Origin of the sequence: Paenibacillus cymbidii (genome assembly GCF_004764705.1) — a bacterium.
Classification (GTDB): Bacteria; Bacillota; Bacilli; order Paenibacillales; family NBRC-103111; genus Paenibacillus_AN; species Paenibacillus_AN cymbidii.
This window is the reverse complement of record NZ_SHLX01000011.1, coordinates 196,269-219,243: the sequence shown is the minus strand read 5'-3', so window position 1 is coordinate 219,243 and position 22,975 is coordinate 196,269. Positions and strand designations below refer to the sequence as shown.

The 22,975-nt window shown below is 57.0% G+C and carries 22 protein-coding genes; 3 read left to right on the top strand and 19 right to left on the bottom strand.

The features are described 5' to 3' along the window. Positions 1-295 precede the first annotated feature (295 nt). Together EXY20_RS17275 and EXY20_RS17270 are read right to left on the bottom strand one after the other, a co-directional pair. Positions 296-964, bottom strand: coding sequence for a YheC/YheD family protein (locus tag EXY20_RS17275; protein ID WP_135553334.1), 669 nt, complete (start codon positions 962-964; stop codon positions 296-298). A gap of 117 nt (positions 965-1,081) precedes the next feature. Beyond that, positions 1,082-1,888, bottom strand: a complete 807-nt coding sequence (locus EXY20_RS17270) for a stalk domain-containing protein (protein ID WP_135553333.1) — start codon at positions 1,886-1,888, stop codon at positions 1,082-1,084. Between the two features lie 166 nt (positions 1,889-2,054). Here EXY20_RS17270 and asnB point away from each other — a divergent pair, with 166 nt between their 5' ends. Beyond that, entirely contained in the window at positions 2,055-3,899 is a 1,845-nt protein-coding gene (gene asnB, locus EXY20_RS17265) for an asparagine synthase (glutamine-hydrolyzing) (protein WP_135553332.1), read from the top strand. 12 nt (positions 3,900-3,911) lie between these two features. On the opposite strand, the gene EXY20_RS17260 is transcribed toward asnB, so the two are convergent. The 3 genes from EXY20_RS17260 to EXY20_RS17250 all read right to left on the bottom strand — a co-directional run bounded on the left by EXY20_RS17260 (position 3,912) and on the right by EXY20_RS17250 (position 6,488). Further along, positions 3,912-4,538 (bottom strand): XTP/dITP diphosphatase, encoded by a 627-nt coding sequence (locus EXY20_RS17260; RefSeq protein WP_135553331.1) that lies wholly within the window; start codon positions 4,536-4,538, stop codon positions 3,912-3,914. Beyond that, positions 4,522-5,268: a ribonuclease PH gene (rph, locus tag EXY20_RS17255; RefSeq protein WP_135553330.1), complete on the bottom strand. Its 747-nt coding sequence runs from the start codon at positions 5,266-5,268 to the stop codon at positions 4,522-4,524. Before rph ends, EXY20_RS17260 begins: the two co-directional genes overlap by 17 nt. Positions 5,269-5,414: 146 nt before the next feature. Beyond that, positions 5,415-6,488 (bottom strand): GerMN domain-containing protein, encoded by a 1,074-nt coding sequence (locus EXY20_RS17250; RefSeq protein WP_135553329.1) that lies wholly within the window; start codon positions 6,486-6,488, stop codon positions 5,415-5,417. A gap of 145 nt (positions 6,489-6,633) precedes the next feature. Here EXY20_RS17250 and EXY20_RS17245 point away from each other — a divergent pair, with 145 nt between their 5' ends. Beyond that, a complete protein-coding gene (locus EXY20_RS17245; RefSeq protein WP_135553328.1) occupies positions 6,634-7,131 on the top strand; it encodes a phosphatidylglycerophosphatase A family protein in 498 nt (165 codons plus the stop codon). A 3-nt stretch (positions 7,132-7,134) separates the two neighbouring features. Here the strand turns inward: EXY20_RS17245 and EXY20_RS17240 are convergent, their stop codons facing one another. From EXY20_RS17240 to EXY20_RS17230, 3 genes are all read right to left on the bottom strand, one after another. Continuing rightward, positions 7,135-8,142, bottom strand: a complete 1,008-nt coding sequence (locus EXY20_RS17240) for an MBL fold metallo-hydrolase (protein WP_235886073.1) — start codon at positions 8,140-8,142, stop codon at positions 7,135-7,137. Then, positions 8,129-8,887, bottom strand: a complete 759-nt coding sequence (locus EXY20_RS17235; protein WP_135553327.1) for an SAM-dependent methyltransferase — start codon at positions 8,885-8,887, stop codon at positions 8,129-8,131. Before EXY20_RS17235 ends, EXY20_RS17240 begins: the two co-directional genes overlap by 14 nt. Positions 8,888-9,696: 809 nt before the next feature. After that, on the bottom strand, positions 9,697-9,960 hold the full coding sequence (locus EXY20_RS17230; RefSeq protein ID WP_135553326.1) for a hypothetical protein: 264 nt from the start codon (positions 9,958-9,960) through the stop codon (positions 9,697-9,699). A 269-nt stretch (positions 9,961-10,229) separates the two neighbouring features. Between EXY20_RS17230 and EXY20_RS17225 the strand changes: the two genes are divergently transcribed. Beyond that, positions 10,230-10,532 (top strand): DUF5658 family protein, encoded by a 303-nt coding sequence (locus EXY20_RS17225; protein ID WP_135553325.1) that lies wholly within the window; start codon positions 10,230-10,232, stop codon positions 10,530-10,532. Here the strand turns inward: EXY20_RS17225 and EXY20_RS17220 are convergent. The 11 genes from EXY20_RS17220 to EXY20_RS17175 all read right to left on the bottom strand — a co-directional run bounded on the left by EXY20_RS17220 (position 10,522) and on the right by EXY20_RS17175 (position 22,957). Beyond that, positions 10,522-11,364, bottom strand: a complete 843-nt coding sequence (locus tag EXY20_RS17220) for a prepilin peptidase (RefSeq protein ID WP_135553324.1) — start codon at positions 11,362-11,364, stop codon at positions 10,522-10,524. The genes EXY20_RS17225 and EXY20_RS17220 overlap by 11 nt on opposite strands. Positions 11,365-11,376: 12 nt before the next feature. Further along, positions 11,377-13,218: a hypothetical protein gene (locus EXY20_RS17215; RefSeq protein ID WP_135553323.1), complete on the bottom strand. Its 1,842-nt coding sequence runs from the start codon at positions 13,216-13,218 to the stop codon at positions 11,377-11,379. A 2-nt stretch (positions 13,219-13,220) separates the two neighbouring features. After that, positions 13,221-13,805, bottom strand: coding sequence for a PilW family protein (locus tag EXY20_RS17210; RefSeq protein ID WP_135553322.1), 585 nt, complete (start codon positions 13,803-13,805; stop codon positions 13,221-13,223). Continuing rightward, on the bottom strand, positions 13,802-14,308 hold the full coding sequence (locus EXY20_RS17205; RefSeq protein ID WP_135553321.1) for a type IV pilus modification PilV family protein: 507 nt from the start codon (positions 14,306-14,308) through the stop codon (positions 13,802-13,804). Before EXY20_RS17205 ends, EXY20_RS17210 begins: the two co-directional genes overlap by 4 nt. A gap of 47 nt (positions 14,309-14,355) precedes the next feature. Then, positions 14,356-17,709: a vWA domain-containing protein gene (locus EXY20_RS17200; RefSeq protein WP_135553320.1), complete on the bottom strand. Its 3,354-nt coding sequence runs from the start codon at positions 17,707-17,709 to the stop codon at positions 14,356-14,358. 21 nt (positions 17,710-17,730) lie between these two features. Further along, complete coding sequence (locus EXY20_RS17195) at positions 17,731-18,960, bottom strand: S-layer homology domain-containing protein (protein ID WP_135553319.1); 1,230 nt, start codon at positions 18,958-18,960, stop codon at positions 17,731-17,733. Further along, positions 18,957-20,030, bottom strand: coding sequence for a type IV pilus twitching motility protein PilT (locus tag EXY20_RS17190; protein ID WP_135553318.1), 1,074 nt, complete (start codon positions 20,028-20,030; stop codon positions 18,957-18,959). Before EXY20_RS17190 ends, EXY20_RS17195 begins: the two co-directional genes overlap by 4 nt. A 35-nt stretch (positions 20,031-20,065) precedes the next feature. Beyond that, positions 20,066-20,695: a type 4a pilus biogenesis protein PilO gene (gene pilO / locus EXY20_RS39030; protein ID WP_167859309.1), complete on the bottom strand. Its 630-nt coding sequence runs from the start codon at positions 20,693-20,695 to the stop codon at positions 20,066-20,068. A 5-nt stretch (positions 20,696-20,700) separates the two neighbouring features. Next, positions 20,701-21,303: a hypothetical protein gene (locus EXY20_RS39025; RefSeq protein WP_167859308.1), complete on the bottom strand. Its 603-nt coding sequence runs from the start codon at positions 21,301-21,303 to the stop codon at positions 20,701-20,703. A 3-nt stretch (positions 21,304-21,306) separates the two neighbouring features. After that, positions 21,307-22,272, bottom strand: coding sequence for a type IV pilus biogenesis protein PilM (gene pilM, locus EXY20_RS17180; RefSeq protein ID WP_135553316.1), 966 nt, complete (start codon positions 22,270-22,272; stop codon positions 21,307-21,309). Between the two features lie 67 nt (positions 22,273-22,339). Further along, complete coding sequence (locus EXY20_RS17175) at positions 22,340-22,957, bottom strand: prepilin-type N-terminal cleavage/methylation domain-containing protein (protein ID WP_235886064.1); 618 nt, start codon at positions 22,955-22,957, stop codon at positions 22,340-22,342. Positions 22,958-22,975: the final 18 nt, after the last annotated feature.

Here is a 22,975-nt window from a genome sequence, read left to right as displayed (position 1 = left end):
CAATTTGCACAATAGGCCATGTTTTATTGCCTATTTCGTCAAAAACGGGCTACCACTTCCAAATAGCCATTGAAATCACTGGCTATTTCTTTGAAAAGGCCGATTTGGGGGCTTCTGGGTTGAGATAGCCAGTGTTTTCATTGGCTATTTTCGACGGAACGGGCAAAATGGGGCAAATAAGCCATTTTTCATTGGCTATTTTCGTTACCTGTCGTTCAGCAGTGCGACATCCGATCGGTCAAAAAAACGGCTGCCTCGTCCGCGGCGGGACGAAACAGCCATTTTTTCAGCCGGGTCATTTCGGTTTCGTGTTCACTTCCAGAATCCACGGCCGGCCTGAACGGTCGAGCCCGATGTCGAAACCGAGTTGGTCGATGCCGGGGAAGGCCAGCTCCAGTTGGTGGCGCGACGCGCCGGTCAAATCGAGGCACTGCCGCCGCTTGATGCGAACGGCCTGGCCCGGCAGCGACCTGCGCACGCCTTGGGCGAACGACAGCTGCGTGCCGCCCTGGCACAGATTCGTCACCATCAGCCCCGGCCGCGCCAGCCGGCCGACCATGGCGGTGACGGCCCAGCCATTGCCGCGGCGCACCGTCTTGATGCGATAATCGATCGGCCGGCCGCCGATTTGCGCCAGCTGAATGCGGCGCTGCAGCATGTAGCCGCGGCCGCGGCGAATCGCATCGATGCGGCGCACGAGCGGCGGCAAGCTGGCGTAATGCGTCGTGACCGTGCCGCGCCGGCAAACGTACGATCCGCCGGAATAGCCGATGAAGATGACGCCCGCGCCGCCGGTGCCGACAATCGGTTTGGCCACGACGCTGCCATAGCTTCTCAGCATGCGCCCGAGCGCCGCCGGCGAATACCGGACCGTTGCCGGAATATGGCCGGCCACCATGCTGTTGCGGGAAATGACGGCTTGCTTCAGCCATTTGCTGGCTACTTGACGCGAACCGGATTCCATGAAGCGCCACTCTCCTTTCGCAAGCGCGAAATCCCACTCCATTATGAATATCCGAATCCGCGCCTTGCTGCCTGTTCCCCTGTCCTCCCCAGGCAAAAACAAGCTGCTATCCCGTCCCTATTGCCACATGCCTCGCGCCGCATTTTTGGCGTCCGTCTGCAGCCGTTTGAACAGATCGAACCAGCGCACATTGGGGGAATCCGAATCCATCTGCGCGTCGCCGTCGACCAGCAGCTTGGCGTTGTACGACGATCCGTCTTTCATATAAACATAACCGAGCAGATGGCCCGCCGCATCGCGTTCCTTCGTATCCACCTCGACGTACACGCGATTCTCCTGCAGATCGGCCAATATTTGCTTGAGCAGCAAATCGTTCTGCCCGCCCGGAAACGGGACGCTGATCGCGGCAAACTTCAGCTTGTCCAATTTGCTGCCTTGGCGAATATCGAACGCTTCCCCGTCGAAGCCAAGCACCTCGACTTCCGTCATCGGTTTGGACGAAATGTGCACGGTCCGGGAAACGCCTTCCCAGCCGACCGTAGCACCCAGCGCTTCGCTGACGAAACGCGCCGGAATCATCGTGCTGCCGTCCACGATTTGACCGGGCTCCTCGAGCTTGATCTTCTCCCCGTTGCGGTCGGCGGTGTACGAACCGATCGTGTAGGTGATCAAAATATCTTTTTTCTTGGCGATCACCGTCATATTCGGGCCGTCCCAAGTAATGCTGGCACCGAGCGTTTTGAAAATCTGGCGCAGCGGCACCATCGTGTAGCCGTTGATTAACTGCGGCTCCACTTCGAACGCTATTTTTTTGCCGTCGATGAATACGGGGACGTTCGCAACCTCGGCGCTCGCGCCGGCAGGCACAATCGCCGTTGCCGCAAGCAGCGTGCAGAAAACGAACGTTAGCAGTCTTTTGACCATGCCGCAACCATCCTTTTGTCGAATTCGATCGGAAATTCTCCACTTCTAAATATACTTTGTCCGCCCGGCAAAGTTGCGGGTGCGGCGCATGCCGGCCGGACAGACATGATGCGCGCGAATTCGGCATATAGTCGTTAGTATCGTTATCGAACAGGAGGAATTCCCCATGTGCGGAATCACCGGCTGGTTGGACTGGAACAACGATTTGACAAGACATGCCGGAGTCGTCGAAACGATGACGGAGACAATGGCGGCGCGCGGGCCGGACGCTTCGGGCACGTGGATCTCGCGCCATTGCGCGCTCGGCCATCGCAGGCTGTGCGTCATCGACCCCGATAACGGCGCGCAGCCGATGGTGCGCAAACGCGGGGATACGGTTTTTTCGCTCGTGTACAACGGCGAGCTGTACAATGCCCCCGAGCTGCGAAGCACGCTCGAACAGCGCGGACACCGGTTTCTGACGCGTTGCGATACGGAAGTGCTGCTCGTCGCCTATATCGAGTGGGGCCGGGCTTGTTTGGAACGGTTGAACGGCATTTTCGCCTTTGCGGTTTGGAACGACGATTCGCAGGAGCTGTTCCTTGCGCGCGACCGGCTTGGCGTCAAGCCGCTGTTCCATGCGAGACGAGGCGATATGTTCCTGTTCGGCTCGGAGCCGAAAGCGATACTCGCGCACCCGGATTTCCCGGCAGAGGTAAGTGCGGAAGGCGTCGCCGAGCTGTTCGCGATCGGCCCGGCACGCACGCCGGGCATCGGCGTCTACCGCGGCATCAGCGAGTTGAAGCCGGGCTGCTGCATGACCGTCAGCCGCAGCGGCATTCAGTCGCGCGCCTACTGGCGGCTGGTCAGCGCGCCGCATCAGCACACGCTTGATTTCACTGCCCGTCACGTGCACGAACTGCTTAAGGATACGGTGCGGCGCCAGCTCGTATCGGACGTTCCCGTGTGTGCGCTGCTTTCCGGCGGACTCGATTCCAGCGCGCTCACCTCGCTCGCCGCCGCTTATTACGCGGAAACGGGGCAAGGCGCCGTGCCCACCTACTCCGTCGACTACGTCGACAACGACAAACATTTCCGCGCGAACGCCTTCCAGCCGAACGCCGACGCGCCCTGGATCGCACGCATGTCCGAACATCTCGGCACGATCCATCATGCCGTGACGTTCGACACTCCCGAGTTGGCGGACGCACTCGAGGCGGCGGTGATCGCGCGCGACTTGCCGGGTATGGCCGACGTCGACGCTTCGCTCTACTTGTTCTGCAAGGAAATCAAACGCGGCGCGACCGTCGCCGTCTCCGGCGAAGCGGCGGATGAAATTTTCGGCGGGTATCCGTGGTTCCACCGCGAGGAGTCGCTCCGGGCGACAACGTTCCCCTGGTCGCTGGCGCTGAAGGAACGGCTGCAGGTGCTCTCCCCCGAAACGATCGACTGGGTGCAGCCGGAAGCTTACGTCAAGCGTCGCTATCTCGAAGCGCTCGACGAAGTGCCTTATTTGGACGGCGAAACGGCCGATGAACGGCGCATGCGCGAAATGTCCTATTTGAACATTACCCGGTTCATGCCGACGCTGCTGGATCGCAAGGACCGGATGAGCATGGCGGTCGGTCTCGAGGTGCGGGTGCCGTTCTGCGATCACCGGCTCGTCGAATATGTATGGAACATTCCGTGGGAGATGAAAACGGCCGGGGACCGTGAAAAGGGCATTCTCCGCCGGGCGCTCAAAGGCGTGCTGCCGGAAGACGTATTGACGCGAAAAAAGAGCCCATACCCCAAAACGCACAACCCGAATTATGCGGAAACGGTCAAAACCCGGCTGCTGGAGCGGCTTGACGACCCTTCGTCGCCGCTGCGGCCGTTCGTCAACGCCGAAAGGCTGCGCGAAATCGCGGCCGCAACGACGCCGCAATCGAACTTTCCCTGGTTCGGCCAGTTAATGACGGGGCCGCAAATGTTCGCATATTTGTGGCAGGTGGATTACTGGCTGCGCTCCTACCGCGTCAGTATCACGTAGGGCGCTGCCCGATCAGGCGCGTTCAGCCGCGAGCGCGGCGAGCAACCGCTTCAGCGCCTGCGCCCGGTGGCTGATGCGCTGCTTCGTTTCGGCCGGCAGCTCCGCCATCGTTTTGCCGTATGCCGGCACGCAGAACAACGGATCGTAGCCGAAGCCGCCTTCGCCGCGAGGTTCGGAAACGATCCAGCCGGCGCATTCGCCTTCGGCGGCAACAGTGCGGCCGCTGACCGGGTTAACCAGCGCCAGCGCGCATACGAATTGCGCCGGGCTTAGCCGCCCCGTGCCGTCGCCGGCGCCAATCTCCGCCAGTTCGCGCAGCAGCTTGGCGTTATTGTCGGCGTCGGCGGCATGTTCGCCGGCATAACGCGCGGAGTACACGCCGGGCGCTCCGCCCAGCGCATCGACGCATAAGCCGGAGTCATCGGCCAGCACCGGCACGCCGGCAATACGCGCAATGGCGCTTGCCTTCAAATAAGCGTTGGCGGCGAACGTTTCGCCGGTTTCCGCTACCTCCGGCATACCCGGGTAATCGTGGAGACTGCGCACTTCTTTGCCGAGTTCGGCGAACATGGCGGCGAATTCGCGCGCTTTGCCTTTGTTTCTTGTCGCGATCAATACGACATCAGACCCTTGAAGCACTGGCAGCCGCTCCAATCCGTTTGCCCAGATCGCCGAGCACTTGCTTCTGCGCCTCGATCATCGTGAGGATGCCGCCTTCGGCAAGCGCAAGCAATGCATCGAGTTCCGTGCGGGCAAACGGCGCGTCCTCGCCGGTGCCTTGCACTTCAACGAACTTGCCGCTGCCGGTCATAACGACGTTCATATCGACCTTGGCTTTGGAATCTTCTTCGTAACACAAGTCGAGCAAAGGCTGCCCGCCGACAATGCCGACGCTGACCGAAGCCAAATAATCGGTGATCGGAAACGTGTTCACCTTCGTTTTCTCAAGCGCCAGCACCAGCGCCACAAACGCGCCGGTAATCGACGTCGTGCGCGTGCCGCCGTCGGCTTGAATGACGTCGCAGTCAAGCGTAATCGTCCGTTCGCCGAGCGCCTCCAGATTGACGACCGAACGCAGCGCGCGGCCGATCAGACGCTGGATTTCCATCGTGCGGCCGCCGAGCTTGCCTTTGACCGATTCGCGCTGGTTGCGCACTTGCGTCGCCCGCGGCAGCATCGAATATTCGGCGGTAATCCAGCCTTTGCCCTGCCCTTTCATGAACGGCGGCACCTTCTCGTCCAGCGATGCGGTGCAAATGACTTTCGTTTGGCCGACCTCGATCAGCACGGAGCCCTCCGCATGCTTGATATAGTGCGGCGTTATAATCATCGGCCGCAGTTCGTCCGGCCGTCTTCCATCGATTCTCATCGCTTATCCTCCTTGCGGCGTTGCGCCTGCTGCGCCTTGTGCAGCATTCGTTCATTCCATTCTACCAAAGGCGCTGACGAAAAGCACCCGCGCAGCGCAAAAGGGGAGATCGCTCTCCCCTGCGTTGCCCCGGCCGCTTTCGCCGTCTACGATTTGAACGGATTGATATGGGACGGGCGCGCGACCGGCTGGCTGTAATTGGTCGAGCCGTCGGCGGTTACTTTCACGTCGTTGCCGACCATAATCTGCACCTTGGCGGCGCCCGTATTTTCCGTCAGCGACATGACGACCGCTTGCAGCGCGTTTGGCGACGCCTTCTTGTCGGCGCCGAGCAGCTTGTCGGAGAAGTTGACCGTCATCAGCCCTTCGCCTTCCGTCTGGCTGATGCCGAGCAAGCTGACGTCGGTTGACAGGACGGGCGCAAGCCCCTTGCCCGGCAGCGGGCCGCGGATCAATTGGTCGACAACCGAAGCGGCGATGTTATCGGTACGTTTGACCATGCGCGTGACCGGAACGAGATACGAATATTGCGCGTCGTTCTTTCCCGAGTAGTAGACGGTGACCGGCGTCGATTGGCTGATTTCCACGCCAGTGGACAACTCCAGGTTGATGCCCATGGCCCGGCTCAGGGAGCCGTCTATCGGCGTGCCGTCCACCGGCATTTCGTCCAGCGGCTTGCCTTCAAGCTTGATCTGTACGTTGTCGATCGTCGGAAATCCGGTTAACGTCCAGGTGACGGCTTCCAGTATTTTGCGTTCGTCCTGCGGATTGTAATCGGCGAACTGCTTCGAAAAATCGACAATGGCGAGCTTCTGGTCCCCTTTGATGTCAATGCCGTTCACTTTCGTTCCTTTGGGCAGCAACGCGGTAAATCCTTTGGGAAGCATCGACTTGGACGGGCCGTCTTCGACCATGTACTCGAGCGCCCGCTGTGCGATGCCTTCGGTGCTCGGCACGACAAGCGAAACGGGCGCGACATAGCCGTTTGCATCTTTAAAGTACAGCGTTACTTGCGCCCCTACCGTCTGTGCCCCGGGCTGAGCCAGTGTCGGTTTGGCCGACGGCTGCGTCAGCAAACCGTCCGCGATCGTATCGACATCTACCGGCGGCGGATCGATCGCTTTGCTGCTTTCTTTCGCCTGGAACACCGAACAGCCGGAAACGGCGAGCGCCGCCGTCAACACGACAGCCAGCAATGCGGTGCGGGCTTTGTTGTTCATCGCATATCCCTCCATATGGACAATGGTAGTACTATGTATACGAGCCCCTTTGCATTTTATACCGGCGATTTGTCCACCTTAACAGATTGTCCCCGTACAAACGGGCTAGCGGGCATGAATTGGAAGCTGAAGGAGGAAAAGCGGAATGGATCGAAGCTGGGTCAAAAACGATCAAACGACTGCCGCCGCGCGGGAATGGCTGCGGGGTCGCGGGGTAACGATGGAGGAAATCAGCGAACTGGTGATGTACCTGCAGGGGAACTATTTTCCGGATTTGACGATGGAAGAGTGTTTGGAGAGTGTGGAGAAGGTGCTGGACAAACGCGAGGTGCAGAACGCCATCTTCACCGGCATTCAGTTGGACCAACTGGCGGAGGAAGGCAAGCTGCAGTCGCCGCTGCGCGAAATGATCGAAAGCGACGAAGGCTTGTACGGCTGCGACGAAATATTGGCGTTGTCGATCGTCAACGTGTACGGCAGCATCGGTTTGACGAACTACGGCTACATTGACAAAATGAAGCCCGGCGTGCTGGAACGGCTCAACCGCAAAGGCGGGCCGCAGATTCATACGTTCCTCGACGACATTGTGGGGGCGATTGCGGCGGCGGCCAGCAGCCGGATCGCCCACAGCCGGCATTCGTAGCGATCAGAAGCCGGACATGACACTGCTGCGGTAGATCAGCTTCCCGTCGCCTTCTTCCTCCGTCACTTGACCGGACTGCAGCAAATAAAATACATGAGCTATCGTTTCCGACAAGGCAAATCGAAGCTGGTGAATCGGCAGCTTGGCACTGAAGATCGCGATACACAGCTCGTAACATGTCATCGGCGTCAAAAGCGCCACCCGCATCCGCTCCAGCCGCTCGTCGTGATGCCGGATCAACTCGCGTGCCCGTTCGGCGAACGCGCGAAACGGCTCGCGGTGCCCGGGCAGCGCCAGTTGTACCGGATAAGCCGCGATGTCCGCCAGGCTGGACAGGAACGAAGCCAGCGGATTGTCGTCCACGCCCGGAATGTAGCTGACGTTTGGAGAAATTTGCGGCAGCACGTGGTCGCCGCAAAACATCAGCTGCGCGGCTTCGTCATACAAGCACATGTGTCCCGCCGCGTGGCCCGCCGTTTCGATTGCGACGCACGAACGATCGCCGATGCGCAGCGTTTCTCCCGCTTCGATCGGCTGAATTTCGGGTTGCGGCGAAACCAGCGGCACAAAGCTGTCCAAATGCGGCTTCAACTGCCGAAGAGGCTCGTCGGCGATGCCATGGCGAATGAACAGGCGGACGATTGCATCTGTCAATGGCTGTCCCGGTCCCCATAGTCGTTGCGCCTGCTCGAGGCCGACACGCGACAATCGTACCGGCGCTCCGGTTCGCTGTTGGAACAGCCCTGTCAGCCCGTAATGATCGGGATGGTGATGAGTGAGGACGATTTGGGCAATTTCGGCATAAGCGATGTTCGCATGCGCCAGCGCCAGCTCCCATACACGAACCGCTTCTTCCGTATGAAGCCCCGGATCGATCAGCGTGTAGCCGCCGCTTCCGCGGACCAGATAGCTGTTCACCCAGCGCAGCGGGAACGGCAACGGCACCTTCACCTGTAAAATGTCCGGCGTCACGCGGGAAACGGCGCTTGCCACCGAATTATCGCTCGCCACCTTGCACCGACCCTTTCTTCTTGCCGACCATGATGAGCCGGCCGGAATGTTCCGGATCGTATGCGCTGCCGTCGTAACCCCCGTACACCTGCTCGATGGTCAGCCCTCCGGCTGCCGCCATGCTGCGGAACTGTTCCAGTCCGAACAACCGGACCTGCTCCTTGTAGTGCCGATCCTCGCGTCCCGGCTCGCTCACGACAATACGTTTTCGTACGAAACCGTCTTCAATTGCGCGCGTTTCGATAATTGTCAACGGGCCGTCCTGCCGCTGCGATCGCGGCACCAGCCCGCGGATAACCGCCCCGGGGTTCAAGTAATCGATGATGAACTTCCCGTCGTCCGCGAGCAAGCGGGCCATGCCGCGAAGCACGCGAATGTGGTCGTCTTCCGCATCGAAATAGCCGAAAGAGGTGAACAGGTTCACAACCGCGTCGAACGGTCCGATCGGCGGCAGCTCGCGCATATCGCTTTTCAACCAGGTCACGCGCTGTTCGACGTCAAGGCGCCGCGCTTCCCGCAGCAGCACGTCGGACAAGTCGGCGCCGGTAACCCGGTATCCGGCTTCGGCCAGCGCAAGCGCATGCCGCCCCATGCCGCAGCATAAATCGAATACGGCCGCGCCCGGCGGCAATTCGAGCCAGCGGATCATGTTGCGCACTTCGGCCTGCGCACCCGATATGTCGCGATGCTTGTACACGATCAAATAATCTTCGCCGAAGCTCTCTTCGAACCAAGCCGTCGTCACGGGACATCAACTCTCCTTGCATGTATGGAACATTTTCGGGAAAAACCGTTGCAGGGTGTGTCTGGAAGCCCCGAAGACAGCAGATTGTGCCGAATTTTCGTTTCATGCAAGGAAGTTTTGCACAGGCTTACCGGGGGTAAGTCAAGCAAAAGTGACGCAGCAGGGGGCGAAAAGGCGGTGCAAGATGCACCTGAGCGGGTTTCCAGACACGCCCCCACATTGTAGCATATGCCCGATCGTAGTTGCCAGCTAGTTTGAAGGGCCGAGCTGCTTGACGAAAGTAACGCGGTGCCGATTCGGCGCAAAAAAGTCGTGTTCGACTTGGCTGCAAACGAAACCGATGTCGCGATAAAATGCCAGGTGCCGACATTACCGGGATGGCCGAGCGTGTATAGGATGACGGTACCGCCGCCGGTCGCCTCGATCCAGCCGCATAATCGGGCGATTAGCGCTCTTCCTCGCTTTTACGCTTGATGCCACGTGTCCTTGACGAAAATAGCCAACAAAAAATGGCTTATTCATATGTTTTTCCTCGGTCCGTTAAAAATAACCAGTGAAAACACTGGCTATTCGGATCAAATCGCCCCGAAGTTGAGCATTTTATCAAAATAGCCAGCGATTTCACTGGCTATTTTGGCGCTGCAAGCCGATTTGGACGAAATAGCAAATAAAACATGGCTTATTTCAAAACATCCGTGAGAAAGATCAGTCAGTTTTACGGGAGACGTGGCTTGATGACAAGGTGAGCGTGGGAAAAAACAGTTTGCCTGTTGCGTTGAGGACGTTACAAATCGGTTGGCGAGTAACGGCTAATAATGAAGGCGTTCCAAAATATACTGATGGCGGGCTTCCTCCGCGATGTGGGAAATTTCACTTTTTAATTCAAAACGCACATCTTCCATCCGACGCATGATTTTATCGTGGTTGTAGTTCATTTCCTTGCGCATCTGGCCCTGATCGCGCATCATCTCCATCTGGGCGACCTCTAATCTGCCCGATCGCTGCTCATGCCGCTGCTGGCCCTGCTCCAACCTTACCACCCGCGCGTCCAGTTGATCTACTTTCGCGTCCAACTGCTGAACCTTCGCGTCCAGTTGCTCGACTGCGCCCACCTCCCGGAAAGATTCATCTTACCATACCGCTTGCGTTCTGCGAACGAAAACTTATAGGAACTGATGTTCCTATTTTGCGACAGGATATTCCAAAAATCAACATAAATTAGGGCATGGAAAGGCGGCGAAAGTACGTCTTCGCCGCGCAATCTCATGAAACAGGTTTAATTCCGATTCAGCCCGCATAAATATATGATATAAAAAAGTAGTTTCAGAGAGAAGGTAGCGCCATGAGAAACGGACTGACGACGTTTCTGATCGCCAGCAACACGATCGACGCCTTGCTTACCCACATGGGACTGCAGTCGGGCGCCATTACGGAAGCCAACCCGTTCATGGACGTCATTTACGAGACGAGCCCTTATTTGTTCCTGTTCCTCAAACTGTGTCTGCCATTGCTTCTGCTCCTGCTGGTAACGAAACTTCCCGTCAAATCGCGCCCGGTACTTGTTTGCTTGGCAGCTGCTTGCGTCGTCTACGTCCTCGTGTTGTCGCTTCACGGTTTCTGGATGTACGAACGAATCAGCCTGTAAGACCGGGGAATTGGCTCCAATACCAGGCAATCAACTGATTGCCGAACAACAGCGCAACAAACCCTCCTGCGGCGATAAACGGCCCGAACGGAATGAACGTCCTGCGGCGAATCCGGCCGGTGACAAGCAGCGCCATCCCGCACAGGAATCCCAGCAGCGACGAAATCGCCAACGCCAGCATAACCAGCTTGACGCCGATCGCCAACCCAAGCAACGCCAGCAGCTTGATGTCGCCGCCGCCCATGGCCGGCTTGCCTATGCGCATGCTGACGTACGCGACGGCGAACAGCATCGCGCCGCCGAGCAGAAAGCCGGCCGCGTATTCCCAGAACGGCAGCTCTCGAACCCATAAACGAAGCGCCAGGCAGACGATCATCGCCGGCAAAATGATTTTGTTCGGCAGCAGCCGGTAACGCAAGTCGCTGATAGACACGATGACGAGCACGCTGATTAACGGATAAACGATCCAGAGCTCGCGAACGTCACCGACAAACCACGTGGCTGCCGCAAACGACAAGCCCGTGCCGATTTCGCCGAGCATGTAGATTGGCGAGATTGAGTCGCCGCAATGCGAGCATTTGCCTTTGCGGATCAGCCATCCCGCCACCGGGATCAGATCGATCGCGTTCAGCCGATGCCCGCAGCTGGAGCAGGTCGACGGCGGGTAAACCGCCGATTTGCCCTCCGGCAGTCGAAGTCCCACGACATTGAAGAACGAGCCGAGCAGACAGCCGACCACGAACATCGCGGCGGCGGCGAACCAGCGCTCTTGCCCGGCGATGAACGCCGCCCCTTCGCGAAGCGACTCGGTGAAGCTTTCCAGTACAAGCATGCATTCCCTCCACTATTCGAACGTCACTTGTTTCACGTAAACATCCAATTTCCCCGTTGTCGGGATGGCAATCGGATGCGCAATGACACCATCGCGCAAAAAGTAGTCGTAAAGCTCGTTGTCATAAACGATTTGCAGCTTGGACTTGAGGTTGTTCTGTGCATTAGACAGATCCGGCGTAAACTGGTACGTTTGCGTTTCCAAAAGACGGGTATCATTGTAATCCTTAATCAAACTCCAGCCGTCCACAATATTGTTTTTCTCCTCGCCAATCGCATTGAGCGTGATACGCTCGCCGTGAATGCCGCCAGTAAGCTTCAATTCCGAGGTTACCCCATATAGGTTGATCGCCGATTCCGAGTACAAAAACGCATGCAACGTTTGGGATTGCCGACTGCCGGAAAAGTCGAATGAACCTGAAGAGACGATGATCAACGGCAATGACAGGTCAGCGTTGATCGATTTCATATCGCGCAACTCGACAGTACCGTCCACATAAATCGCACCATCGATATTGATGCTGCCGGAGATTTTCAAATCTCCCTTGACGTACAGGTTGCCGGTCATTTTGAACCCATCATTCAAGGCGGTATTGCCGTTGATATACACGCCCTGGGCCGTCGGCGCGTCGGCGGAAGGCGTCGTTTTCAGGGTAATCGAACCGCTCAGATCAGCCGCTACCAGATTGCGATCATCGAACGTGACGTAAAGCGATCCGTTGGTCATGGTAAGGGAAGTGCCGGCTTGAAGCGATACGACGCCGCCGTCGATCGCCATGCTGCCGTCAAGCGGCAGTTCACCGCTTACCGTAACCCACTGGCCGGTAATTTTGCGACCGCCTGTGATCGTGTTCGTTCCTTTCGACCCGAATGAATAGCCGGTCAAGTCAGGGGCCGCGTTGTAGTCGCTGAAATCGATAGAAGATGAATGGCTGATTTCTCCATAAACATACTCGGCTATCGTTCGATTTTGGTCAAAAATCGGCGTGCCTGGCTCCATCGTCTTGTCTTCGAAAGGTATGCCTGCTCTTGAAAAAAAATCCAGCTGCCAGGAAGCCGGCACATTTGACGGGTCGCCTCGCTGCAAATAACCATTTGCGTTGATAAAGCCTTTTATCGACGGGAAGTCGGTCTTCAAGCCATAGTCCGAGCCTGGTACTCCCTTGAATTTGGCTTCATTGGAGTAGACCAGCTTGCCTTGCGATAACACGTCGCCCACGATAGCCGGAAACCCGTTCAACGTCAAGTCGCCCGTAGTAGACACCGGATATCGAAACACGCGATTGATCGTGCTGACATAAACATCCATCGTCTTTGTTACTTTGCTGTTCGGGCCGTTTCCGCTTATGCCTTCGGACTGTATAGCAAATTTGGCTACATAAGGATAGTCCGGCGTCATCAGCGGCATCTTCAACCTCTCCTCTTGATTATCGCCGGAAGATGCCAGCAAACTGACCGTATAATACCCACGGGTTTGCCCGGAGGATTGCGCCTCCAACGACCTTGCGTTCAGATCGTTGAGCCTGTCCTTCAGCTTGCTGCCAACGAACAATGCTTGGTGAAATTTCAGCGAACGGCTCCTGTCATCCGCTTGGTTGTTGCCGTCGTTCGCCGCTTGGCGAATGAACGAAACGGCTTCATCCAGCCCTTTTTGCGCTAACGCTTCCGCCTGCACGTTCGCTTCCGAAGCCGCCACCTGGCCGAAAGAATTGCGCAGAATGTCCAGCAGCAGCAGCCCCAACATCGTCAACACGATGACAACCAACATCGCCAGCAACAAGGCTGCGCCCCGTTCCGATTTCAGGAGAGCGGCCGCCGTCTGCTTCCGACCGTGACGATCCGGCATTTGACACATCGTTACTTCACCGCTCCTTCCGAACGGACCAACGGAATTTTGGTCGTGATTTGATACGTTTGCTCTCCGCCGGGCAAGCTCGACGATTGGGGCACAACAGTGCCGTACACCAGATTCAGTTTGATGGTCTGGGTGTCATCCCGGGCGCTAATCGTAGAACTGAAACGATCCAGCTTGTAGGCGCTGGCCATCGTTATTTTTTTCGGTGACGACGGCGTTGGGCTTCGTTCCGTCACTTCGACGCCGTCATCGACAATTTTCATGACGAACCGCGCTACGTAAGGATTGGCACCGCCACTCTCGCGTTTGGCATACTCGATCTGCGTCGTGCGATCATCAGCGGTTTTCACAACATATACGGCGTCCTTAAGTTCGCCAATAATACGGCTGGCAAGCGCATCGCCCTGGTTGCGAATTTGGCTTTCGGCGGAAATGCGTTTGAACATGGAAACGCCCATCAGCAGAAACGAGAAGAGGATCGTCGTCACCATTGACAAAATAGCTAAAGCCGTCATAATTTCGATCAACGTCATGCCCTCTTCGTTATCGCGCAGAAGGCGCCGGATAAAGAGCCGCTTGCGCGTCATTGTACTCCCTCCCGATTGATGAGATAAGAGTCGAGCGACGTCATTTTTGCCGACCTCGGATTGTCCACCTTTTCGTCCCAGGTTACGGCAATGGTGAACGGCTCCAGGTACTGATCGATGGCATACCGAGTATCCGCAAACGGGTCCAGCTTATTCATCCGGCTTTCCAAACTATGACGCGTGAACATGTAGCGGTACGTCGTTCCATTGATTTTTGCCTCCTGCAAAAAATCGTAAGGAATCGGCAGCGAATCACCGCTCCGATACGATTCGCCGTCAGCGAATGCAACAGCGAACAAGTTTAGATTCGATGACGAACGTGCCAAGTCGCGAATTTCCGCCGCTTTCAGGCGGGCGAGATTGGCCGCAATGTTGCGTCTGCTCGCGTCCGCCGACTTTTCCATTCCGGAGATAAAGTAGCCCATCAAGGTGACGCTGGTGATGGACAGGATCGTGACGGCACCCAATATTTCGATCAGCGAAATGCCCCGTTCATCCGCCATTCGCCGGCGCCACCTTTGCAAGCTTCGCACGATAACACCTCCAGTCGCTAGGAGCGGTTTTGATCGTAATCGATTTTGATAAACGCATTGATCAACAACTGATTCGGTTTCAGCGTTTTTCCGCTCCCTGCGTCGTATTCATAATTGTTGTCGATCAGCCGTACGAATACCCAATTGTTGGCGGCTTTACTGACTTTAAATTGCGTTGCGCCAAGCGTACGGAAAGCGTTCTCCGCCGGTTCCTCGTTCGTATCCGATATGGCGTATCGAAGCGCCGACACCTTCACCGGTTCAAGCGTTAGCGGGCTATCGTCCAGCTTGGTGAACGTAGCGCCTTTCACCAACGTTTCTGCGAAATTCTTGAGCGAGATCAACACCGGTTTATCCGACGCGCTGCTGTTGAAATCCCCTTCATAGGACATCGATGCTTCAATGCCGGGATGAACGCTGAAATATTGTTCGCTTGCAGTCTCGTTGTCAGCATCATTGCTCGCCCGAACAACGAATTGGTGCCAGGCGTATAATTCGTCCGGAGCTTTTATAAACTGTTGAAGGTCGATCGTATAGGCCACCGTCCTGCCATCTTCGCTGACCTGGTATGACGCTGCCGGAATTTCATACTTGCCGTCCAGCCGGGCGGACAGCGATTCGAGATGGATCGGACTCTTGTCCTCATGAATCGTAAATATATACGGCCCGACCGGCGTTTTCCCATTATTCGCGCTGCCGCTAGGTCCCGAATAGGTAATACTAGGCGGCGTTTCATCAGTAGGCAAATCCTCGACGTGATATAGGGTTTGCCGTCCGGCCTTATCCGTGACGGTAATTTGAACGCCATTGTCAATATCGGATCTGCTCGCAAGGAACGTCGCCGGATGCTTCGGATCGTTGTCGATCGGTAAATCGGCAACGTAGTAGTAAGATCCTTCCTTGCTGTCCCGCTTGAATACTTGCGCCGATTCGATGCCCAAGCCCGGTTTATTCGTGCTGGTCAATGCGTCTTTAATGTTGGTAACGGTATACCGATACAGATGGTATTTCTCCGTGTACGCTGCTTTCGCTTGAGGATATTCCGGCGGTGTGTCGTCGATGACGATGCTGTACGGAGGCTTCAATTCGCCGGAAGCTCCATCCACATTTTGCGCTTTGACCGTAATCGTATGTGCGTCGGTTCGCGTTAAACGATCTTGGAAATAGGTCTTGAGCCGGAACGAATAATCGTACTGATTATTCGTTTTTTTTGCCGGACTAACGATGTATCCGTCAATCTTGACAACCGGCGGCGCTTCCGAATCGATCCGCAAATAGCTGTCCAGCTCTTTGATCGAGAAGGAAATCAAACGATCGGTAACATCTCCATCTACCGCTTGCTCCGTCGGTGTCGAAATGTCCGGTCCGGTTAGATCATTCTCCCACTTGTCAAAAGGCTCGGTCCGCAGCAGATTGTCGAACTTGTCCGTTACGACGATGGTAATCTTGTCCGTTTCTTTGTTGGCTGTAAAGGTCGTCGACTTGTTCGGATCGTTATCGGTAGGCAACGCTTTGAACAGGTCGCCGTTTTTATAGACACCGGCGGACTTTACACCGATTCCTTTATCCGTCACATTCGTTACCGTCAGCTCCTGCACCTTGTAGGTTGGAGTAAACTTCGCCGATACGACCGGCTTTTCCGGAGGAGCCGAATCCAATTTAATCGTTTTGCTCAGAATGCCGCTGTAGAACACATCTTTCGTTTCCTGCTCTCCGGAAATCGCCTCAGTGCCGGCGCGCACCTCCACTTTCAGCGTGCCGGAGGCGTCGATTTTCGTGTTGGCGTCGATGGTGGTCCAGTCCTTGTACTGCGGAATCGAAGCGATCCGGAACTGGTAAAAAGCATACTTGCTGCCAAAATCGTCGTTCAGCAGGTTGATGCTGCCGGTATCCGGAAGCTTCGTGAAGGTGGAGCCGGACAATTGAATCGTCGCGGGTCCTCGCTTCCAACTCGTCTCCGACGTGATGCTGTCGCCGCCGGCATCCCGTATGACGTACTTCGACATGGGCGGCGTCGTTGGCCTCAAGTCCCAATTACCGGACTTGCCGGAATTCGAACTGTTCCTCCAATCAACCTTCAGCTGCGTATGATCGGCATCCGTCAGCGTGATACCTGTCACGCGGTAACCCGAAAACGGTCCCGGCACTTTCCATTGCGGCTGCTCCTTATCTCCGTCGCGATAACGCGTCACGTCGCCGAACCGGTTGCCTTCGTATAAGTTGCCATATTTGTCGGTGACGGATATTTTGTCGTACACGGTGACGTTCGCGTTCAGCGAGATTGATGTGCTGGCGATCGAACCGCAAGCGTTTTTGTAGCTGAGCTCCGCGTTGTTCAGCTTGAACGTACCGCCCTCGCCCGTTTTCATGATGTTGACTTTGACGACTTTGTTAGCGATCGTATACGGATAAGAAATGTCATCCACCGGAATGACCAGCGTATTGCTATCTTCTTCGATGTAGGCGCCTGGATAAGCGTCATCGGCAAGCGTAAAGCCCGCGGGCAAAGGCTGACGGATGGCAATTGTTTTGATCGTGCTTTGTTTGGCGATTTCCTGCTGTATCTTCGTAAACACTTGCGTCAGTTCGGTTGTGTTGCTGGCGTCGTATTTTTTGCCGCCGGTTTTGGCGGCGATGTTGGTGAGCAGCGTATGGTCGACATCTTTGCTTCCCGCTTTGCCGAGGGCTACCGTATACACCGGCACCTTTGCCGCTGCAAGCTGATCCGCCGCCGTCAGCGCCAGGCTTTTGGCTTTGCTGGTGCTCTCGACGCCGCTGCCGCTGCCGTTCGTATAGTGAGTGGCGTACCCGTCCGTTACGAGAATCACATACGGATTGCTCATACCAGTCAGCATGGTGTTCGCCAAACGCAGCCCATGCTCGATGTTCGTGCCGCCATCTGGGTTCAGGCTGTCGATTTTCGTTTTCAACGTATTGGCGCCGCTCGTCGTTGTCGCATCAATCAGATCCTGCAGTTTGGAGGCGGTCGTATCGAATTTGACGAGCCCTGCTTTATCGTGCAAATTGACGGTTTTCAGCTGATCGATCAGCGACTTGGCCGACGTCTTCAGGATGCTCATCCGCGTCGGCGGATTCCGGCCGCTGTCGTCGGTGAAGTTCATGCTGCCCGATTCGTCCAGCACCATCACGAGGTTGGCGGCGCTTCGGGTCACGACCTGCGTATAGCTGCCGCCCGGGGTCAGCGTATACGTCAACGCGATCGGCTCTTCAACGTCGACCGTTGTCGGCGAAGCCGCCGCCGTTCCCGTCACGGTCAAACAAGTCGGCACCGGCGTACTCCCCGCCCCTTGCGCGACAAGAGCCGGCAGCGCCATCATCGCGGCGAACAGCAGGACGACAAGTTTTTTCATCCGATATCCCTCCCGATTCGATTACGATCCTTGCTTCTGCAGCAAGATCGAAATAACTTTGCAAGCTTCCGCCCGAGTGAGCGTGCCGTCCGGTCGAAACGTGCCGTCCGGATAGCCGCCGACGATGCCGGCGGCCGCAAGATCGGCGATGGACGCCGCATCGTCAACCGAAACGCCGGACAAGTCGCTCAGCGTTACGGGAGCGGCCGTCTTGTCCCTACTAACCCGGTAGCCGATCCCGTGCAACGCGCGCCCGGCGATGCGGGCCATTTCCGTCCGCGTAATCGGCACATCCGGCTGGAATGGCAGCATGTCCGCCTGGACAAGCCGCGCTTCCGCGGCAAGTGAAATTTCCGGCGCCGCCCAATGCCCGGCGATATCGCCCAAGTCATCCGCACCGCCGTCGCCGATCGGCGCAAGCTGCAGCGAACGAACCAGCATCGCCGTAAATTCGGCGCGGGACAGCTGGCGATCGGGGCGAATCGTGCCGTCGTCGTAGCCTCGGACGATGCCCCGCTTCATCAGGTCGACGATGACGTCCTTCGCCCAATGATCGGCAATGTCGGCCGGCACCGGTCCCGTATCGGCTGCCGGCTCGGGCGCGGACGCGACCGCCGACCGCTCGGGCGCCGTCGCCGGAAGCTGCGCCGGCAGCGCGAGCAGAGGCGCGATCTTGCGCTGCTGCGACGATAGCTCCACGCTGCCGTCCTGCGGCATAATGCCGTACGCGTCGAACATGCCGTCGTTTGGCACCGGCTGGATTTTGGCGGCTTTTGCCTCTTTATCGGTCGGTATGTCCGCCCAAGGATAACGCTCGGCATCATCCGCCGTGCGGTAAACCAGTTGCGACGGCTGCTGAAAATAGTTCGGAATCGCCCGATCGTACCCGATCCACGCGTCTGTCACGTTGCCGGCGGTATCAATCCGCAAAATATCCCAACGCGTCAGCAAATCGTTGACCACTCGGGACGACACGCCTTGCCAGATTTGCAGCTGGTAGTAGCTGTCGGCCCCAAGATTGCCATAGGCTGCCGTTACGACGCCGAGCGGCGTCCGGCTGACGACAGTGCCGACTTGCCAGTCGGCCGGCTGGAACGTCATGCCGCGGTATGCGGCTTCCCTTTGATCTGCCGCCAGCTGCAGGGCGGAAGCAAACGATTGCCCGCCAGCCGCGACTTGCACCGGCACAACGGCCGCGCCGGCGATCAGCATCGAAGCAACAAGGCGAATGACCAGTGAGCGCATCGTCATGACATTTCCTCCCCGACGGACAGCTCGTATTCTTTCAGCGCATCCTTATGAATCGTGCCGGAAGCGATCCAATGCTTGATGCTGGCGCTCATGGCCTGCATGCCGAGCTGCCGGTTTGTTTGGATGACGGACTTGATCTGGTAAATTTTCTCCTGGCGAATCAGGTTGGCGACGGCGGCGTTGTTGATCAGCACCTCCAGCGACATCACGCGCCCCGTGCCGTCCAGCCGCGGAATGAGCCGCTGCGACAATACGCCGATCAGCACCGAAGCGAGCTGCACGCGAATTTGACGCTGCTGGTCGGTCGGGAACACGTCTATGATCCGGTCGATCGTTTGCGGCGCGTCCGGCGTATGCAGCGTGCCGAGCACGAGATGGCCGGTTTCGGCGGCGGTAATGGCGGTGCGAATCGTCTCGAGATCGCGCAGCTCGCCGACCAGAATCACGTCCGGATCCTGCCGCAGCGCCGCCCGCAGTCCGCTCGGAAACGTATGCGTGTCGATGCCGATTTCCCGCTGGACGACGAGGCATTGTTTGCTGGCGTGAACGTACTCGATCGGATCCTCGAGCGTGATGATATGCTTGCTCATCTTTTCGTTGATTTCGTTGATGATGGCGGCGAGCGTCGTCGACTTGCCGCTGCCCGTCGGCCCGGTCACCAGCACGAGCCCGCGCTGCTTGGCGGCAAAATCGAACGCGATATCCGGCAGTTTCAATTGACGGATCGTCGGCACGCTCGTCATCAGCAGCCGGAACGCCATGTTGATTACCCGCCGCTGGCGGAATGCGTTGACCCGGAAACGGCAAAGGCCGTCAATCGCAAACGACAAGTCGACTTCGCCGTCATCGGTCAGCTTCTGCCACTGGCAATCGGTCAAAATCGAGCGCGCCATCGCCTCCGTTCTAGCCTCGCCGAGCACGCGATCGTGCGCCTTGATCAGCTTCCCGTGCACGCGCATCAGCGGCTCGGTGCCGACATTGATGTGCAAATCGGAAGCTCCCGCCGCAAAGGCCGTACGCAGCAAGTCATGCACGTTTGCCTCCTGGACGGCTGCCGGTTTCGACAACATTCAGTCTCCTCCTCCACATAATCGATTGCGATTTATCAATGGAACGGATTCGTGCGTCCGCTCGGATTTTCATATTCGACAGTGTTCGAAATGGCGATCAAATCTCGCAACGCCGGCGAATAATAAGCGATAAACGTCATATTGCTCGTAATCGGTTCGCCGGGCGAGTTGATTTGGACAAGCGGTCCCTGGGTCAGGCGAAGCGACATGCTGTCCACTTGCATGAGCCGGTCGAGCGATTCCATTTCTTTGACAAGCGACGATATTTGCGCGTAATTGCCCGTGAAGCTGGTGTTGATCTTGATCGGCATGGCTCCGCCTTGTACGGCCGCCGTGCCCGGTACGATATCGTACATCTTCATCTGCACGCCGCTGACGACTTCAAGCCGCCGCAAATCGCGCAAAATCGCTTCCGTATACGCTTGCTCCGGCACTTCTTTTCGCATCGCTTCCAGCTTGACGACATCCGCGTCGGATCGTTGCGCGAGCGGATTCGATTTGGCCTGATAGGCCGCAAACTCTTGCTTCTTGGCGGCAAGCTGCCGTTCCAGTTCGTTCGCCCTGGCGTTAAGCGGCTGAATGAAATAAACGTACAGCGCAGCTAGCAGCAGCACGAACAACACCGCGCCGTAAATCGGCATTTTTTTGCCGGCGACTCCCTCCATTACGCTCACCCTTTGGTGCCCGCGGGCACGATTTTCATTTCGAACGTCACTTGATACACGGGCAATGTCGGCGCTGCGGCTGGCTGCGATTTGACCGAAGCGGCGTTTGCCAAGTTGTTGATCGCACCCATCTTGGCCAGTTGGAACCGATTCGACGCTTGCAGCGCCCGCGAGAAGCTGACGATATCTTCGGAGCGGGCAAATTGAACGGTCGTATTGAGCGCGCCCTGGTTGTTCATATCGAGCTGGGTGACGTTGGCGTACAGCGGCAGCAGTTGGTTCAGCTTGTCGAACAGTTCGCTGACGACGGGCTTCGCTTGCCGGAGCGCGGCGGGCAGCGCCAGTTGTTCCGTCCATTTGCCGGTCGCGCCCGGCTTTGTTGCGTTTGTTTGCAGCGCGGCAACCGAGCGTGTCATTTCGGCCAGCCGCTCTTTCGCCTCCGCCTGGCGCTGCTGCTCGTGGGACCACAACCAGCCGAACGCCACGGACGCGCACGCCGCCAGCACAATCATCGCCGCCGGCACCAGCGGCACATGCACGCGGTTCGTCCGCTGCGGCAGCAAGTTGATGTCAATCGGCACCAAACCGGTTGAGTAGGCAGGTTTCATCGTTCATGCACCTTTCAATGCCAAGCCGATCGGCACGGCAAAAGATTGTAGCGAAACGTTGTCTTCCTTGAACCAGCCTTCGAGCGGGATCGTGCGGATCGGCCCGTCGTATACCGACTTGATCCGGCGCGTCAGCTGCTGCGATTCCTCGTTGTCGCCCAGCCAGTAAATTTCCTGTACCGGCTCCTGATTGGGCGAGATCGAATAGGTAAAATAGTACATAATCCGGTTCAGCTCCGTTACCGCGCTTTCCTCGTACGATTCCGCGCCGCCCGCGTCGGGCACGTCGTGCAGAAACACCGGTACGCCTCCGGAAAAAATACTGAATTCCAAATGCGCCGCATCGGCATTGATGACAAGGAACCGGTCCGGCAGTTGTTTGTTGACGATGCCCGAATATTGCAGCAGCAGCCGCAGCGAGGCGAGCGAAGCGAGCTCCACGGAAAGCGGCTTGAGACCGGCCGCTTGCACGACGCCGACGTAGCTCTCCACAACGGCCGCCGAACTGGCGAACACGAGCACTTCTTCCATCGGACGGTTTTTTGTTTTGCCGTCCTTCGCTTTGACATCGGCCGGTTCGGCCTTCACGATGCCCAGCCGGAAAAAATCGAATACCGGATCCTTGAAAGGCATTTGTTCGCTGCTGTTCAGCTCGACGTCGATCATGTTGCGCAGTTCCTTGTCCTTCAGCACCGGGAACACCGACTTGCGCAGCAGCGTGCTCGACGTCGGCACAGACAGGTGCACGCCCGCTCCGGCGATGCCGAGCGTTTCGACCGCACGGCCGATCGCTTGCGCCGCCGCCTCTTCGTCGACGATGCGTCCGCTTTGAATCGCCCCGGCCGGGACCGGTTCGGCGTGGTTTTGCTTCATCTTGAGCGCGCGGCCCGACAGACCGAGCTTGACAATGCGAATTTGCCGGTCAAGGATCTGCAAGCCGTAGCTTTCTTTGCCGGAAAGGCCGAACATAATGGGCACCTCCTTTGGGTTGGGTGGGACACTGCACGGGGGTGCAGTGTCCGTGGAGAGAAAGCCGTTATTTTGCGTCTTCGCCTTTTTTGATCAAATCTTCTGATATATTGTTGTAGTAGGTATGAGGGGTCTCACCGCTGCTTACTAGCGTAATGGAAAAGGAATAGCCCTTCATTGCGTCATTCGTAATCGTTACGAATGAATTGGTCCCTTCATAAGTGGATTGTTTGTTCGCTGGATCTTGCGGAATACTGTTTAAGTACCCTCCTGTCACTAAATCGCTTAATGTCGCTTTCTCAGGTACGACTTTGGCATTGATCGTCAAATATCTTGCAGCATCAATAATCATGACAGCGTTTGAATTGTGTGCTTTCGTCTTTGTCCCATTGATCACGCCGCCAATCGACGGAATCGCAATCGCGGCGATAATCGCCAAAATCACAATTACCGCAAGCAGCTCCACTAGCGTCAACCCATTTTCGTTCCCCAGCACAGACTTTCTTTTTTTCATCAATTCCAGCATCGTTTTCCCTCCGAATGGTTGGTTTGTTTGTCCGCTATACGCGGTTTTCGTTTTCGTATGTGTGTCTTGCTCGTAGTTTGTTAATTCACTTGTTAATTCGCTTGCTATTTCGCTTGTTAATTCGCTTGTTTTCTCCCTTTTTTGCTTCGTTCCGTTCATTTCGTTTCGGTTTCACCT